Source organism: Flavobacterium sp. B167r (genome assembly GCF_056824315.1).
Window position 1 is genome coordinate 2,239,485 of the sequence record NZ_CP124859.1, and the last position, 15,668, is coordinate 2,255,152.

A 15,668-nucleotide genomic window follows, 5' to 3' on the forward strand; every position below is an offset into this window, starting at 1 on the left:
AGACGATGAAAAATATATATAAAAAAGTAGCGTGCTTATTGGCTTTAGGATTGACTTTTGCATCTTGTGATGATTACTTGAGCGATGTTCCAAAAGGAGCAAAATCACCAGAAACATTAGCCGATTATGAAGCTTTTTTGCGTGACGAATACAACACAAGATTAGATATTTTGCCAGCTACACATGTACTGAACGACCAATTCGTAACAGCTGCTTCATTAACAAGCAATAGATTGTATAATGCCAATTATATGTGGGACGAAAGTGCAGATCGTATTGCATTGAAAGTATCAGACGAATCGTTCTATTATACAACTTATAGCGGAATTTCGGCTTTTAATTTAATTATTGAAAATGCGTTTTCGACAACCAAAGCGACTGAGCAAGAACAGAGAATCGTTTGGGCAGAAGCAAAAATAATGCGCGCCATGAACTTTTTTTATGTGACTAATTTTTATGCAGATACTTATGTAGCTTCTACAGCGGCAACAAAATTATCGGTTCCGTTAATTACAAGTGCCAATATCAATGCGCCAAGTAAACAAGTAACCATTCAGGAAATGTATGATTTTATTCTGAATGATATTAAAGAAGCATTGCCTTATTTGCCTAAGGTTTCTCAAACCGCTTTGCACCCAAATTTAGGAGCTGGTTATGCTTTCTATTCAAAGGTTTATCTGCAAATGAATAACTATACAGAGGCTTTAAAATATGCTGATTTGGCATTAGCAGAAAATAATAAATTGTTTGATTGGGTAGCTTTTTACGAAGCAAATAAAGCGATTATAGATGTGCCAAATTCATACACAACTGCCGTATCGCCAATGGGCTATAACAATGTCGAAAATTATGTTTTTAGACACGGTTCAAACCGTTCATTAGCAAGAGAACCAAGTATACCGGTAGAAAGAGCAGCACGTTTTGAAACGGGAGATTTACGTTTAAAATCTCGTTGGAAAATAAGAACTGTGGGCGCTGACACTTATTATTATTCAATATTATCAGGAATGTACAATTTCGGCGGACTTACAACTGTTGAGGTTTATTTAATAAAAGCGGAGTGTTTGGCACGTGATAATAAAATCAGTGAAGCATTAGCAATTTTAAATGCAATTCGTAAAACACGTATTCTTCCAGCATCGTATCAGGATATTGCAACTACAGATAAAACAACTGCTTTGAATGCTATTTTCAAAACAAAAAATAATGAACTTTTGCAAACACTTACTCCTTACGCAGATGCACGTCGTTTGAATGCAGAAGGCATTTACAAAGTTAGTTTTACTAAAGTGGTAGACGGAAAAACATACACATTGTCTTCTGATTCTCATTTATGGACATCGCCTTTTCCGCAAGGAGCAACGGAAAATCCAGGAAACGGTACAATTACACAAAACGTAGACAAATAATACTCTAAAAGCTTCCCGATTAGATTTCCCCGAAAGGGAAGCTTTTTCTAAAATATCAATCAAAAAATGAAAGCAATTCAAAACAAAATATTAGGATTCTGCTTGTGTTTGTGTATGGTTTCGATAAACATTCAGGCACAAAAGAAAAAAACAACGGCAACAGCAGCTTCTTCTTATACAATTGAAGGAAACATAACCGGTTTGGCCGATGGAACAGCTGTAAAATTAATTCCGGGCGCAACGCATTCATCTGAACTTCCAGTTGCTGAAACGACATTAAAAGACGGGAAATTTACTTTCACAGGAAAATTAAAAGAACCTCGTTTTTTCTATGTTGTCTTTGGTAAAAGCAAAGGAAATATTTCTGTAATGGTCGAAAATTCAAAAATACAAATTACAGCGACTGGTAAAGTTTCAGATCAAGAAGGAGAATGGATTAGTTTTAAAGATGTAGCAATTACGGGTTCTAAAACTCATGATTATTACGCGAAAGAAACTGCTTTTAAACAAGAATTAGAAGCTGATTATGTAGCCTATCATAAAGGAACTGAAAAAATATCTGAATTGTATGGTAAGGCAAGAGTTTCTGGAAATAAAAAAGCGATGGATTCAATCGGAAATTCTCCAGAATGGAAAGCATTCGAAGCAAAAGAAAAAGCATTTTTCACGAAAGTAGAAACAAAAACTTCTGAGTTAATTGCAAAACATAAAACAAATTGGTGGGGACCATTTTTTATGATAACTTCCTACAGCTATTTTACGCCAGAACAAAAACCGATTTACGAGCAATTTTCTGAAGTAGCGAAGAAAAGTTACTACGGACAAGTTGTAGACAAAGATTTGAATCCGAAATCTTTAGTAGGAACAAGCATTGCCAATTTCGGATTAAAAGATAAAGACGGAAAAACGTTTAATGCAAAAGATATCGTATCAGGAAAAAAATACATTTTGGTAGATTTTTGGGCTTCTTGGTGCGGGCCTTGCCGAAAAGAAATTCCGAACTTAAAAACGGCTTATGCAGAATATGCTCCAAAAGGATTTGAAATTTTAAGCGTTTCTATTGATAAAGACGAAAAAGCTTGGCAGAAAGCACTTGGACAAGAAAATATGCAATGGCACAATCTTCTTGACGACGATAAAGTGAGTAAATCATTTAATGTAAAAGCTATTCCAGCAACGTATTTAGTAGACGGTAAAGGTGTAATTATCGGAGAAAACTTGAGAGGTGCAGAATTGGAAGCTAAGTTGAAAGAACTTATGAAATCTTAAGTTTTTAGTCTCGGTTTTCAGTCGCAGTCTCAGTGAAAACTGTAAACCGTAAACTGTGACTGCGCTGAAAACTCAAAAAAACATCGCGAATTATTAAGTCAAAGTCTCAGTCTAGTTGATCACTGAAAACTGCGACTGTGACTGAAAACTCAAAAAAAGCAACTGAAAACTCAAAAAAACATCGCAAATTATTAAGTCAAAGTCTCAGTCTAGTTGATCACTGAAAACTGCGACTGTGACTGAAAACTCAAAAAAAGCGACTGAAAACTTAAAAAAATATAACAAACAAAAAAATATAACATGAAAAGTACAATTTTAAAATCTAGCCTATTCGCATTAGCAATTGCGACGGCATTTACTTCTTGCACGAAGAAAGAAGGATATACAATTAACGGGAAAATTGCAGGATTAGATAAAGGAACAGTTTATCTGGAATATGCAGACGAAAAAGGAGATAAAAAAATAATCGATTCTGCTGAGGTAAAAGAAGGTGCATTTTCTTTTACAGGAAAAACGGGAGAACCTTTATTTCATACCATTAAAATAAAAGGGCAGGAATACGGAGCGAATTTTCTTTTAGATAATGAAGAAATTACAGTTGAAGCAAAAAAAGACTCCGTTTTTAAAGCGAAAGTAACAGGAGCTACACAAAACGGATTTTACAAATCATACTACGATAACGAATTCAAAAAAATACAAGCCGTTGCTGGACCGATTTATAAATTATCTGATTCGTTGACACAAGGCGGAAAAGTAAAATTGACTCCAGAACAGCAAACAATGATGGATAAAAAATGGAAAGACCTTGGCGCGTTCGCGGATGATTTGACAGACAAATTCATCAAAAAAAACAAAGACAATTTAGGAGGAGCTTTAGTAATTGAAGACCGAATTGTGTCTTACGGAACTCCAGAAAAAGTAAAAGAATATTACGCAGTTTTATCTCCAGAAATTCAGAAATCATTTTATGGAAAAAAATTAAAAGCATCAATTGATCTTAATGACAAAACAGCTATTGGCGCTCCGGCTTTAGATTTTTCTCAAACTGATATCAACGGAAAAGTAGTGAAATTATCAGACTACAAAGGGAAATATGTTTTAGTAGATTTCTGGGCATCTTGGTGCGGTCCATGCCGAAAAGAAAATCCGAATGTGGTTGTGGCTTACAAAACGTATCACGACAAAGGATTTGATGTTTTGGGAGTTTCATTAGACGATAAAAAGAAACTTTGGGAAAAAGCAGTAGAAAAAGACGGTTTAACTTGGACGCATGTTTCTGATTTAAAAGGTTGGCAAAATGAAGCTGCAGTTTTATACGGAGTAAAAATGGTTCCAACAAACTACTTAATTGGACCTGACGGAAAAATCGTAGCTAAAAACCTTAGAGAAGCTGAATTGCAATCTAAATTAAAAGAAATTTTCAGCAAATCGTAAATCAGTTCTCAGTCGCAGTCTCAGTTTTCAGTTAAACTGAGACTGAAAACTGCGACTGCGACTAAAAAAAAATCTCTCAAAAAATGAAAAAATACATCTTTCTGGGCTATTGCTCACTAGCTTTCTGCGCGCTTATGTCAGCGCAGGGAAAATCAGTCAATTTTAAGAAAATAAAAGAACTAGGCGGAATCGAAGAATATTTATACCAGCCAAACGGAATGAATGTTTTGCTTTTGCAAGACAATGCTTCACCAGTTGCAACGGTACAAATTGTATATCGCGTAGGTTCTAAACACGAAGTTTTAGGAAATACTGGATCAACGCACCTTTTAGAACATTTAATGTTTAAGGGAACTCCAAGTTTCAACAAGAAAAACGGAAATACGATTACTGATGTTTTGCAAAATACAGGAGCACAGTTAAATGCGACAACTTGGTACGATCGTACAAATTATTTTGAAACGCTTCCGAGCGATAAAATCGAATTGGCAATCCAAATTGAAGCCGACAGAATGCGTAATTCTTTATTATTGAAAGAAGATAAAGAAGCAGAAATGACGGTTGTTCGTAACGAATTTGAGCGTGGAGAAAACAACCCGAATAGTTTATTAGATAAAGAAATTTGGGCTGCGGCGTATATTGCACATCCATATCATCATTCGACAATTGGGTGGAAATCGGATATTGAAAAAGCTCCGATTGAAGTTCTGAAAAATTTCTACAATACGTATTATTGGCCTGATAATGCGACTTTAACCATTATTGGAGATTTCAAAAAAGAGAATGTTTTTGAATTGATCGAAAAGTATTTCGGGAAAATTACAAAAGCGCCAAACGTAATGCCTCAGCCATACACGGAAGAACCTCAGCAATATGGCGCGCGTAAAATCATAGTGAAAAAACCTGGAGAATTGGGCGTTGTAAACAAAGCATATAAAATTCCGGGAGCTTTACACGAAGATCTTCCTGCATTGAATATTTTGGCTCAAATTATTGGCGTTGGCCCTTCAGCAATTTTAAATAAAACTTTTGTTGACACGCGTTTAGGAATTTACTCGTATGCCGAAGCGACCAATTTTAAAGAAGTTGGACTTTTCACGATTGGTGTTGGTTTTCCAACGACTTCAAAACATGAAGATATCGATGCTAAAATCAGCGAAGTTGTAGCTAAAATTCAGAAAGAAGGTGTAACTCAGGATGAAGTAAATAGAGTTGTGGCAAAAATTAGCGCGCAGACTATTTTGGCTCGTGATGGTTCTGGTGTAATTGCTTCTCAATTAAACGAATCCATCGCTGCTGGCGACTGGACAGATTACATTACAGGAGTTGACCGATTGAAAAAAGTAACTCCAGCAGATGTTTTACGCGTTGCAAATAAATATTTGGTTGAAGATCAAAGTACAACAGGATATTTTATTCCGAAACAAGCTGGAAACCAGAATAATGATTCAGCGAAAGCGAATAATTATATGCCAGAAAATGGTCCGTTTTATTACAGACATTCAGAAGAAGGACATATTCACGAAGAAACGGCATCTGCTTCAGTTTCAACAAATAATATAAAAGAAGAAATTGCTGCTGCAGAAACTTTAATCGAGAAATCAGCTTCGGCTTTTAAAAGAGAAAAAGTATCTGGAATTGATGTGGTTTCGGTAAAAACTTCAGCAAAAGATTTCGTTACGGTTGCAGCAAGTATTTCGTTAGGAAATTATTCAAGCGAAACTAAAAATGATGTAATTCCAGCCTTAACAGCATCAATGTTGTCAAAAGGAACGACATTAAATGACAAGTTTAAATTCTCAGAAAAACTTCAAAAATTAGGAGTTACATTAAACGTAAATGCTTCAACTTTTAAAATCAATATCGGATTTAAATGTTTGAAAAAAGACCTAGATCAAGTAATTACCTTATTGGCAGAAGAATTGAGAAATCCGTTATTTGATGCGAAGGAATTCGAAAATCTGAAACAACAGTTTATTGGAAATACAAAGCAAGATTTGAATGATCCAGGCGAAAGAGGGAGCATTGCTTTATCTCAGGCTATTTATCCAAAAGGAAATCCAAATTACAGTTTAAGCGTAGAAGACAATATTGCAAATATCAAAAATGCAACTTTGGATGAAGTGAGAGCTTTCCATAAAAAATATTTCGGAACCGCTTCAATGCGTTTGGTAATTGTGGGCGATACTGATGGAGCAAACTTAAACGCTTCATTAAAAAAATCATTCAAAAATTGGAATGTTGGCGTTACTGAAAAATTAAAATTTGAAGAAGCTACAAAAGCTGCAGCAAAAACAGAAGTTGTAATTATTCCTGAAAAACCAAGCGCAGAATTATACATCGGACAGTTTACAGGTTTAAAAAGAGCCGATGCCGATTATATTCCGTTTTACATTGGAAACTATACTTTAGGAGCTGGTTTTGCAGGACGTTTAATGCAGACTGTTCGTGATAATGACGGTTTAACTTATAGTATTTCTTCTGGTTTAGGAGGAAATATCGAAACGGGCGGTTATTGGTTTGTGAATGCTTCTTTCAATCCGAATTTATTTCAAAAAGGTCTGGATGCGACAATGGTTCAGGTTGATAAATGGGTAAAAAACGGAATCACAGCTGAAGAATTAGAAAATAAGAAAACCAACTTAATCGGAAGTTTTAAAGTTGGAATGTCAACGACAAACGGAATGGCGAGAACGATTTTAAGTTTTATCGAAAGAGGTTTAGAACCAAGTTACATCGATCAGTATCCAAAAGATATAGAAAAAGCGACTTTACAGCAGGTTAACGATGCGATTAAGAAATACATTCAGCTGGATAAAATGATCATTATCAAATCTGGTTCGCTTGAGAAATAGTTTTTAGTTTTCAGTCTCAGTCACAGTTTTCAGTCTTGAAACGTCAACTTTGTCAAAGTTTCAAACTTTGACAAAGTTTGCGACTGCGACTGCGACTGCGACTGCGACTGCGACTGCGACTGCGACTGCGACTGCGACTGCGACTGCGACTGCGACTGCGACTGCGACTGCGACTGCGACTGCGACTGCGACTGCGACTGCGACTGCGACTGCGACTGCGACTGCGACTGCGACTGCGACTGCGACTGCGACTGCGACTGCGACTGCGACTGCGACTGCGACTGCGACTGCGACTGCGACTGCGACTGCGACTGCGACTGAAAACCGAGACTGAAAACTAAATTTTAATAGTCGTCTTTCATTATTTCATTTTAGAATCTGAATTAGTAAGCCATTTTCTGTGAAAGACAAAAAGAGCTGTTTTGCCGACAGCTCTTTTTTTTCAAAAATCTAATCCAAAAACAATGAGAAATACCATAATTACATTCCTGTTATTGATTTCGTTTTCCATGTTCGGACAAATGTACAATCCCGTAAAATGGACGACAACGGTAGAGAAAATTTCAGATAAAGAATATATTTTAAAAGCAAAAGCCGTGATACAATCCGGCTGGCATTTGTACGGACAATATATCGAAGAAGGCGGACCTTCGCCAACGGCTTTCACTTTTAAAAATCAGTCGAAAAAATTCGAATTAATCGGAAAAACGACAGAAGATAAAGGACACGAAACGGTCGATAAAATCTTCGATATGAAAATTAAATATTTCGAAGATAAAGCACTTTTTACACAAAAAATCAAATTCATTTCAGATGATATTTCGAATATTTCTGCAGAAGTAGATTTTATGGTTTGCGACGACAGCAACTGTTTGCCGCCTTCTACAGAAGAATTGAGTTTTAAAATTCCGAGTGAAAAGAAATTGGCTTCCGCCGAAGAAACTGCAATCTTAGAAAAAGATGCTGCAATTTCTGAAGAAAAATTTGTTTCTCAGATCGAAGAAAAAAAATCAAAAGTAGAAATTTCAACTTCATCAAAAAAAAACGAATCTAGAGGATTGCTAACGATTTTTATTTTAGCTTTTTTATCGGGATTTGCTGCATTGTTGACACCTTGCGTTTTCCCAATGATTCCGATGACGGTAAGTTTTTTTACAAAACAAAGTAAAACGAGAGCTGCCGGAATCAGAAATGCTATGATTTACGGAATTTCAATCGTAATTATTTATGTTTTATTGGGTTCAATTGTAACCGCAGTTTTTGGTGCCGATTCATTGAATGCACTTTCAACTAACGTTTGGTTCAACTTGATTTTCTTTATTTTATTAGTTGTTTTTGCTTGTTCATTTTTGGGCGCTTTCGAAATTGTACTCCCAAGTTCATTAGCCAACAAAGTCGATTCGCAAGCCGATAGAGGAGGGCTAATTGGGATTTTCTTTATGGCTTTAGCTTTAGCGATTGTATCATTTTCATGCACAGGCCCAATCGTAGGGACTTTATTGGTTGAAGCAGCTTCAAAAGGCGGAATCGCGCCAATTGTTGGAATGTTAGGATTTTCGATTGCCATTGCGTTGCCGTTTTCCTTATTTGCCGCTTTCCCAGGTTGGTTAAATGCGTTGCCAAAATCGGGCGGATGGTTGAATACGGTAAAAGTTGTTTTAGGATTTTTGGAATTGGCTTTGGCTTTTAAATTTTTATCTAATGCCGATTTAGTTCTGCAATTGCATTGGTTGGAAAGAGAAGTTTTCCTCGCGATTTGGATTGCCGTTTTCGGAATACTGGCTTTTTATTTATTTGGAAAAATTACGTTGCCGCATGATTCTCCATTAAATCATATTTCAGTTGGAAGATTAGGTTTCGGATTGATCGTTTTAAGTTTTACGATTTATTTGATTCCCGGACTTTGGGGTGCGCCGTTAAAATTAATCAGTGGATTTCCACCGCCAATGCAATACAGCGAATCTCCAAACGGACTTGGAGTTTCGGGCAATTCTGAATTAAAAATAACAGGTTCACTGCCAGAAGGAGCAGAACATGGACCGCAAAATATTATTACTTTTCACGATTATGAAAAAGGAATGGAATATGCGAAAAAAGTTGGAAAACCAGTTTTATTAGATTTCACAGGATATGCTTGTGTGAACTGCAGAAAAATGGAAGAATTAGTTTGGTCAGATCCGAAAGTTTTAGGCGTTTTAAACAACGATGTGGTTTTGATTTCCCTTTATGTAGATGATAAAAAGGAACTCCCAGAAAACGAACAATATGTTTCTGAAACCACTGGAAAAAAGATTAAAACCGTTGGAAACAAATGGAGCGATTTACAGATTAAAACTTACAAAGCAAATGCACAGCCTTTTTATGTAATTGTAGATCATAACAGTTCCAACTTGACAGAACCTTCAGCTTATAATCCGGATATTGAGGAATATTTCAATTGGCTTCAAAGCGGGATTAAGAACTTTAGGAAATAGGTTTTTGGGAAAAATTGTTTTAGATAATCTTCTATTTATTTTCTAATAAAAAAACAGTATCAGAAGACAAGAAGTCTGCCGATGCTGTTTTTTTAGTTTGATTTATTAAGTTTAAAAAAGGTGTTTAATCTACCAAGCTGTTAATGCACTTCTTTTCCAAATGTTTGTATCTACGCAGATATAAAAATAATCATTATCCATTCTAATTTCTCCTTTTACACCAGTAGCTGTAGCTGTAGTTGGAGCCAATTTTGCAGTTGTCATTGAAGGCAAACTCGTAACTAAATATTCTTTAGTGATTACCGCTTTTCCTGTTGTATCAGCTGTTATTATAGCATTAGTCTGCCTAGGAACTCGTGTTAAGCCTGTGTTGTCACTAATAAATCCTGTAGTTCCAGTTCCTGTAGCAATAATTATATGATCACTGACATCAGCTACACCAAGTAATCCTCCTATCAAAGTATTATTGTTTCCGGCGTGAATACCAGTAACACCTCCACTAAGAGGATTTAATATTATGTTTTTGTTTCCAGTTGTCACACCGTCATTGATTGTATTTTCTATCAATAAATTATTAGCTCCAGTAGTAATAGCTCTACCAGCTTGAAAGCCAAGTAAAATATTATTTCCTCCTGTAGTTATAGCTCCCCCAGTATTATATCCTAGCGCTGTATTAAATGAGGCAGTCGTATTGCTATTTAATGAATATGAACCTATCGCAGTATTTCTTGAGCCTGTAGTATTAAATGCTAAAGAATTGAATCCCATGGCGCAGTTATAGGAACCGCCAGTGTTAGAATATAAAGAATTTCTTGCTACAGCAGTATTATACGCTCCCGTAGTATTCGTAAGTAAAGCACTTCTGCCGATTGCTGTATTGGTTGCTACATCTCCACTACCTTTACCAACTCTAACACCATTAATTGACTTGTCAACTCCCCCGAGTTCTTGCAATGATGTATTATCAACAATCCCATGAGTTGTTGCAGAAACTGGTGCAGAAATATCATCTAAAGTTGCCAAAATATGATTCCCAGTTTCCTTTGCAGGTATGTGAAATGTAGCAGCATCTCCTGAAAAGGGAGCTATTGGCCTGTCAAATACTAGCTTAGACCATGTATCATCTGCTCCATCAATCCTCCCTCTTTCCGCTAGTTCTAATTTATTATTTTGAAAAGTTATGGTGCTTATTGCATCTAATCCGCCAGAAGCTAAAGCTATACCTGTAGAAGCACCTAAAGCAAAAGTAGCGACTTTCTCCGGACTAGTATAAATAAAGTTTATATCATCAGGAGCTAATTCAGAAAAAATGGAAATTAATCTAGATTCCCCTGCATTTTTCCATATAGGACCATTATCCAAAGTCTGTTGTAAATTCTGAGATTTTTCTTCTCCTCCAAATTCACTTCGCGGTACAAATTTCACAGTTTTATCATCCCCACGCACAAGTACATCGTCTTCACTGCCACCTTCGTATACCGTTTCTAATTTTAGTGGCTTACTGACTATTTGTTTTTCAATGTCTTGGTTTTGTTTAGATTCTTTTACAAGATCTTTATTGTTATTGTTTTCTATCATGTTTAATGTTGTTTTGGATTGAATATGTATGTGTTTGTTGTTTTTGAGGAAGCAAATAGTTTACAGAATTAGTTTGATAAATTTCATTTGGGACTATTTTTCCATATGATATTTAGGATCAATTGTAATTAGAAGTCTTTTAAAAAGCATTATTAAACGATTACGAATTGATTTTAGAATCAATGTCATAGCGTCAAAATTTTCGACTTCTTTTCTTGTCTTTATGGCAATGATGTTACTGATTATAGAAATTCCGTCACTAACGATAAGTAAATCCATCACAACAGTAACAAACCAGTTAAAGTCGTAATTCAATCCTTTACTCATAAGTGCTAAAGCAGTTGGAATTAATAAAACAGCTAATTTAGATACAAATCCAACCGCTAATTTTTTAAAAGTAAAATGATTATTTAGGACAATGGTTTTGGTAACGCCTAAAAAAGTATCCATTATCATTAGATAAAATAATACTTTGACAATTCCTGTATCCATTTCTAAGTAAATAAAAACTGCGTAGAATAGCAATTTCAATTGATCTGTATATTCTGAAATTTTTTGAAACATTTTTTTGTTTTTAGAAGGTTGTTTTTTGGGGATGATAAAATAATCTTTTGGGGCATATAATGCCCCAAAAGAGATTATAGAATATATGTTTTTATCGGTTTAATCACAAATTATTTTATGAAAGTAGATAGTGTTAGAATTATTGAAAACTCTAGTTATTTATTGGTTGATCAATTTAATTAAGCACTAAAAAAATGTAAATATTTTATTTACCTACATATTTTATAAAATGAACAACTCTATATGGATTAAGATTGTTGGTAGTAAAATCAATGGATCCAGAATCTGCTATCGTCCCAATTGATCCGAATACGGATGCAGGAAGGTTAAGCTGATTATGTTCGCTAAAGCCAGTTGAAACTATTATTTTTCCCGGAGGTGTTAGAACACTACCCACGAATCCTCCTCTATTAAAGGTACCGCCTACATTAAAAGAACCATTTGAGGTTTTAGAGCCATCAGCTTTATTGATAGTATTGAATTCAGGGACAGAATTGTCAAATCCTACAGGCATTCTTCCTCTCAAAGGTATATATTCTTCCCAACCTTCAGGAAATGGAGCGGGTTGCCCCCAAAGAGCAATCATTCCAATTGGTATTGATGTTGTTGGTGTTGCTGATTTGCCTTCTAAAGTTTCAATACGCTGAATTAATGAAGAAAGCAAAGTACTATTTTTAACAACTTGATTTTGATTGTTTACTGCTAATAAATAATCATTTGAAGATCCTGCGTTTAAATTGTTCAAATATAAATAGTTTGTCCCAAGATTCAAATTTCCTTTCATGGCTTTTGAACCATCTAAGGGAAGATAGGATTCTAGATCAGTTTTAATTGTATCAATTCTATCATTTACTGTAGGAATAGCGACTTCAACAGTTTTAACCCTATTATCTATTGCAGGTAAAGCCGTTTCAATAGTTTTAACTCTATTGTCTATTGCTGGAATAGCAGCTTCAATAGTTTTAGTTCTATTTTCTATCCCTGCAATGATTTCTTCAATTGCCTGCATGCTTTTTACAATTTTAAAATCTTTTAAATCATAATAGATTACAGTTTCCTTATCATTTGCTGTTGGAGCTCCCATAGCATCTGCATATTCTGCATTATAATCAGTATAAGCAGTTTGTGAGGTTCCATCACCATAAATTAACTTGGTGGTTGTTTTGGTTGTTTTTAAATAATTTGTCACATTACCAGTGATAGGATATAAAATTCCTTCTCCATCTTGATGAATAACAGCCCAGCCTTGTTGACCAGTTTGAGCATGCGCTATGATATAATTTGTATTTGGAACAATACTTAAATGACTTTTTACCGCTTCATACAATTCAGATCTATAAGCTGTTTGAAGTCTTTCTAAAGTTTCTTGCTCGAGAGGAAAACCTCCAGGATGAGTAAAATTTACTTGTTTCATTTTTACTATTTATTGTAAAGTGTTATGTTTTATTTCTAATGATTTTATGCTGAGTAACAATAGCTTTGATAACTTTTTCCAGCTAGTTTGTAAAAGTTAAGAAGATTGTGATATTCAGCAGTAATGATATTGATTGCTTCAGTTTGCTGGCTGAGGGAATTTGCATTTATTTCAGCAACTATAGTCTGAGTTGCAATTAAATGTTCAGGAATAAAAATTCTAAAATTGGCATAAGAAATTTTGGTATAATCTTCTCGATGAGCTAAATAAATAGGTTTTTTATCCTTGTTATTGTACTCGTAATTTCTGAAAATTTCAAATAACGGGAGTCTTATGTCTCCTCGAACTTTGTTTCCATTTGGTAAAGTTTTATCTGGATTATAGTATTCTTTATGAAGATAAAGATTTTGTAATGAGGGCTTTACAGATTCGTCAATGTAAATTAATTTTTCTTGACGTTTTTGCTCTATACTGAAATTAGGATTATAATTTTGAGTAATATTAAAAGCTTCATTTAATACCTTTTCCAAGTAAATGATTTGTCCAGTATGCTGCATTTTATAAAGAATATCTTCATAAAGAGAATGAAGTGGCGTAAGTAAAACATCAAGCCAGTCAACATGCGTTTTTTTTCTTAGGATAGGAGGAATGAGCCAAAGTAGAAGCTTTTCCCATTTTAAAATAGTGTATTTATTCATTGTAAAAGTATTAGACTATTGTTTATCTCTGTAAAATGTGTAAGGAATGTAGTTGACTTCGATTTCAAGTGTTTCTAAATCAAAATATCCAGCCTTTGGAATGAAATATTCTATTGGAGTAACATTGGCCAAATCGGGATTTTCAATATCATTTGGATTTTTTGCAACAGAAGTTTGAACATTAGTTAAGATTGGAATTTTAATTCCTTCAGCTTTTTGAATAGCATCGATTAAGTAAGTCTTAACAAAAGCGCCATTGAATTCAATATTTTTTAGATGATCTTTTATCGAATCAAGAACAGGAAATATACTTCCGTTTAAGATTAATGAACCATTTAAGTCTGAAACCGATCCGTGGTTATTTATTTTGTCGATTTCTTCAGCTGTTAGTTCTCGACTCAAGCTTTTTAACTGATAATATTCAATATCTTTTGGATCAATATAAATACTCAAAGGATCTACATAGACGTTTAAGTTTAGTTTTAAGATATCGCCATCCTCGGAAGTGATATAAACCTGATTTCCTGCATCTTTAATCTTTGCAATGTATTCCTTGAAAGCAAAAAGTTCGTTTGGAACATCAATTCTAGAAATAGAATCTCCTTTTTGAGTAGCTACTTTTATAAAAACAACACCAACTTTATTGTGGAAATAATCAGAAAAAATTTCTTTTACTTCTTTGTCAGGATTAAGCACCGTTTCCAAATCAATTTCGCTTACGGCACAGTGTTTTATAATTTTAGATTCTTCAATTTGTGCTTCAGAAAGATTTGTAGTATCAAATTGGTACAAGCCATCTTTCCAAATTAGCGACATTCCGTTACTCGAGTTTGGATCTAGGGGAGAACCATAATGAAAATTTAAAGCCTGTTCTCGATACCAGTTTAAAGTATGCGGTCTTGAGATTAAGGCATTTTTTTCTACTATTTTTTCATGAACCCAAATAGCGGTAGCCACGATATTGACCCATAATCCCCAAATACTTGTTTTTGAGTTGCTATTCAAGCCATTGAGGGAGCTTTGTTTCTTTTTTTCATCCAGAATTTCGTTCTGAATTTCAGCAATTGTACGTGCCATATTTTATTTTTAGATATAGTTTAGCCTGTAAGACATGTTTAATATGCTTATAGATAATTGTTTATGGTTTTTGATAAATACTACAGAAACGTAGTTTTCTTTTTAGAGATTTCTAAAAGAGAGGATTTGAAATGATGTAATTCTGAATAAGTTTAATTCAGAAGCTTTTTAGTAAATGATAAAATCATCCTCGATAATCATATAGTCAATTCCAGAGAAATTATCCATTAAAAATTGTTCCTCTTCGGTAATGTCCGTTGCAGGTTTTAGGTTTCTTGAATTGTAGTATTCTACAATATCTTTTTTAAAAGCTTCTCTTCCTGTTTTTAATTCTTTATAAACAGAAAGATCTTCTGTAATATCAAATTTGTCATTGTCTTCTAAAATGTCAAATACTTTTTCAATACTTCCGTATTCTTGCAGTGATAAATCAAAAATATTTTGATTTTCTTGTGGTTTAATAGTTTCCATCGATTTTAATGTTTTGTAAATCGTTGACATCTAGTGTTTTTACATGAAATTTGTCATACGATAATTGTTTGTCTATTTCGTTTTCTAATCGCAGTCTGGATGTCGCATCCGGACTATTGATGTATTTTTTAATTCCTACACCAAGAATTGGAAATTCTTTATAACTTCCTTTTTGGCTTAGCAGTAAATGTTCTATGTTTTGCTGATCTGAATCTTTAATTGCGAAGTCTCCGCCTTGTATTAGTAGATCTTCATCTATGATAAAATCTGTCATATATTGTTACTGTTTAAGAAATGATTTATTAAAAATGTTTGAGGTTTTTCCTTTGAATTTGCGCGCTATATCCATCGGATTTGATACTGTAAAAATACATCATCATTACGCCTTAATCAAGATTTTTAGGCTGATGATTCTGTAGTTTCAG

Annotated in this window: 12 protein-coding genes; 5 read left to right on the top strand and 7 right to left on the bottom strand. The window is 34.4% G+C overall.

Annotation, left to right across the window (positions count from 1 at the left end; all coding sequences use genetic code 11):
- The first annotated feature begins 5 nt into the window (after positions 1-5).
- From QLQ96_RS10055 to QLQ96_RS10075, 5 genes are all read left to right on the top strand, one after another.
- A complete protein-coding gene (locus QLQ96_RS10055; protein ID WP_482496529.1) occupies positions 6-1,409 on the top strand; it encodes a RagB/SusD family nutrient uptake outer membrane protein in 1,404 nt (467 codons plus the stop codon).
- Positions 1,410-1,475: 66 nt separating this feature from the next.
- Complete coding sequence (locus QLQ96_RS10060; protein WP_482496530.1) at positions 1,476-2,678, top strand: redoxin domain-containing protein; 1,203 nt, start codon at positions 1,476-1,478, stop codon at positions 2,676-2,678.
- 300 nt (positions 2,679-2,978) lie between these two features.
- On the top strand, positions 2,979-4,112 hold the full coding sequence (locus tag QLQ96_RS10065; RefSeq protein ID WP_482496531.1) for a redoxin domain-containing protein: 1,134 nt from the start codon (positions 2,979-2,981) through the stop codon (positions 4,110-4,112).
- 83 nt (positions 4,113-4,195) lie between these two features.
- On the top strand, positions 4,196-6,967 hold the full coding sequence (locus QLQ96_RS10070; RefSeq protein WP_482496532.1) for a M16 family metallopeptidase: 2,772 nt from the start codon (positions 4,196-4,198) through the stop codon (positions 6,965-6,967).
- Between the two features lie 464 nt (positions 6,968-7,431).
- Positions 7,432-9,441 carry a protein-disulfide reductase DsbD family protein gene (locus tag QLQ96_RS10075; RefSeq protein WP_482496533.1) on the top strand — a complete coding sequence of 670 codons (2,010 nt, stop codon included), beginning with the start codon at positions 7,432-7,434 and terminating at the stop codon, positions 9,439-9,441.
- 129 nt (positions 9,442-9,570) lie between these two features.
- On the opposite strand, the gene QLQ96_RS10080 is transcribed toward QLQ96_RS10075, so the two are convergent.
- From QLQ96_RS10080 to QLQ96_RS10110, 7 genes are all read right to left on the bottom strand, one after another.
- Entirely contained in the window at positions 9,571-11,019 is a 1,449-nt protein-coding gene (locus QLQ96_RS10080; protein ID WP_482496534.1) for a hypothetical protein, read from the bottom strand.
- A gap of 93 nt (positions 11,020-11,112) precedes the next feature.
- A complete protein-coding gene (locus QLQ96_RS10085; protein WP_482496535.1) occupies positions 11,113-11,583 on the bottom strand; it encodes a phage holin family protein in 471 nt (156 codons plus the stop codon).
- Between the two features lie 205 nt (positions 11,584-11,788).
- Positions 11,789-12,997 (bottom strand): hypothetical protein, encoded by a 1,209-nt coding sequence (locus QLQ96_RS10090; protein ID WP_482496536.1) that lies wholly within the window; start codon positions 12,995-12,997, stop codon positions 11,789-11,791.
- A gap of 44 nt (positions 12,998-13,041) precedes the next feature.
- Positions 13,042-13,695: a hypothetical protein gene (locus QLQ96_RS10095; RefSeq protein WP_482496537.1), complete on the bottom strand. Its 654-nt coding sequence runs from the start codon at positions 13,693-13,695 to the stop codon at positions 13,042-13,044.
- Between the two features lie 15 nt (positions 13,696-13,710).
- Positions 13,711-14,772 (bottom strand): hypothetical protein, encoded by a 1,062-nt coding sequence (locus QLQ96_RS10100; RefSeq protein ID WP_482496538.1) that lies wholly within the window; start codon positions 14,770-14,772, stop codon positions 13,711-13,713.
- A 168-nt stretch (positions 14,773-14,940) separates the two neighbouring features.
- Positions 14,941-15,243 carry a hypothetical protein gene (locus QLQ96_RS10105; protein WP_482496539.1) on the bottom strand — a complete coding sequence of 101 codons (303 nt, stop codon included), beginning with the start codon at positions 15,241-15,243 and terminating at the stop codon, positions 14,941-14,943.
- The gene (locus QLQ96_RS10110; RefSeq protein ID WP_482496540.1) at positions 15,230-15,517 is read right to left on the bottom strand and encodes a hypothetical protein; all 288 of its coding nucleotides are present in this window, start codon (positions 15,515-15,517) and stop codon (positions 15,230-15,232) included. The genes QLQ96_RS10105 and QLQ96_RS10110 overlap by 14 nt, the downstream gene beginning before the upstream one ends.
- Between the last annotated feature and the right edge of the window lie 151 nt (positions 15,518-15,668).

What these genes read in the sequence shown, in the direction of transcription:
- QLQ96_RS10100 (WP_482496538.1), bottom strand. Translation starts at nt 14,772, where the DNA reads ATGGCACGTACAATTGCTGAAATTCAGAACGAAATTCTGGATGAAAAA.
- QLQ96_RS10060 (WP_482496530.1), top strand. Translation starts at nt 1,476, where the DNA reads ATGAAAGCAATTCAAAACAAAATATTAGGATTCTGCTTGTGTTTGTGT.
- QLQ96_RS10105 (WP_482496539.1), bottom strand. Translation starts at nt 15,243, where the DNA reads ATGGAAACTATTAAACCACAAGAAAATCAAAATATTTTTGATTTATCA.
- QLQ96_RS10080 (WP_482496534.1), bottom strand. Translation starts at nt 11,019, where the DNA reads ATGATAGAAAACAATAACAATAAAGATCTTGTAAAAGAATCTAAACAA.
- QLQ96_RS10110 (WP_482496540.1), bottom strand. Translation starts at nt 15,517, where the DNA reads ATGACAGATTTTATCATAGATGAAGATCTACTAATACAAGGCGGAGAC.
- QLQ96_RS10090 (WP_482496536.1), bottom strand. Translation starts at nt 12,997, where the DNA reads ATGAAACAAGTAAATTTTACTCATCCTGGAGGTTTTCCTCTCGAGCAA.
- QLQ96_RS10075 (WP_482496533.1), top strand. Translation starts at nt 7,432, where the DNA reads ATGAGAAATACCATAATTACATTCCTGTTATTGATTTCGTTTTCCATG.
- QLQ96_RS10085 (WP_482496535.1), bottom strand. Translation starts at nt 11,583, where the DNA reads ATGTTTCAAAAAATTTCAGAATATACAGATCAATTGAAATTGCTATTC.
- QLQ96_RS10070 (WP_482496532.1), top strand. Translation starts at nt 4,196, where the DNA reads ATGAAAAAATACATCTTTCTGGGCTATTGCTCACTAGCTTTCTGCGCG.
- QLQ96_RS10055 (WP_482496529.1), top strand. Translation starts at nt 6, where the DNA reads ATGAAAAATATATATAAAAAAGTAGCGTGCTTATTGGCTTTAGGATTG.
- QLQ96_RS10095 (WP_482496537.1), bottom strand. Translation starts at nt 13,695, where the DNA reads ATGAATAAATACACTATTTTAAAATGGGAAAAGCTTCTACTTTGGCTC.
- QLQ96_RS10065 (WP_482496531.1), top strand. Translation starts at nt 2,979, where the DNA reads ATGAAAAGTACAATTTTAAAATCTAGCCTATTCGCATTAGCAATTGCG.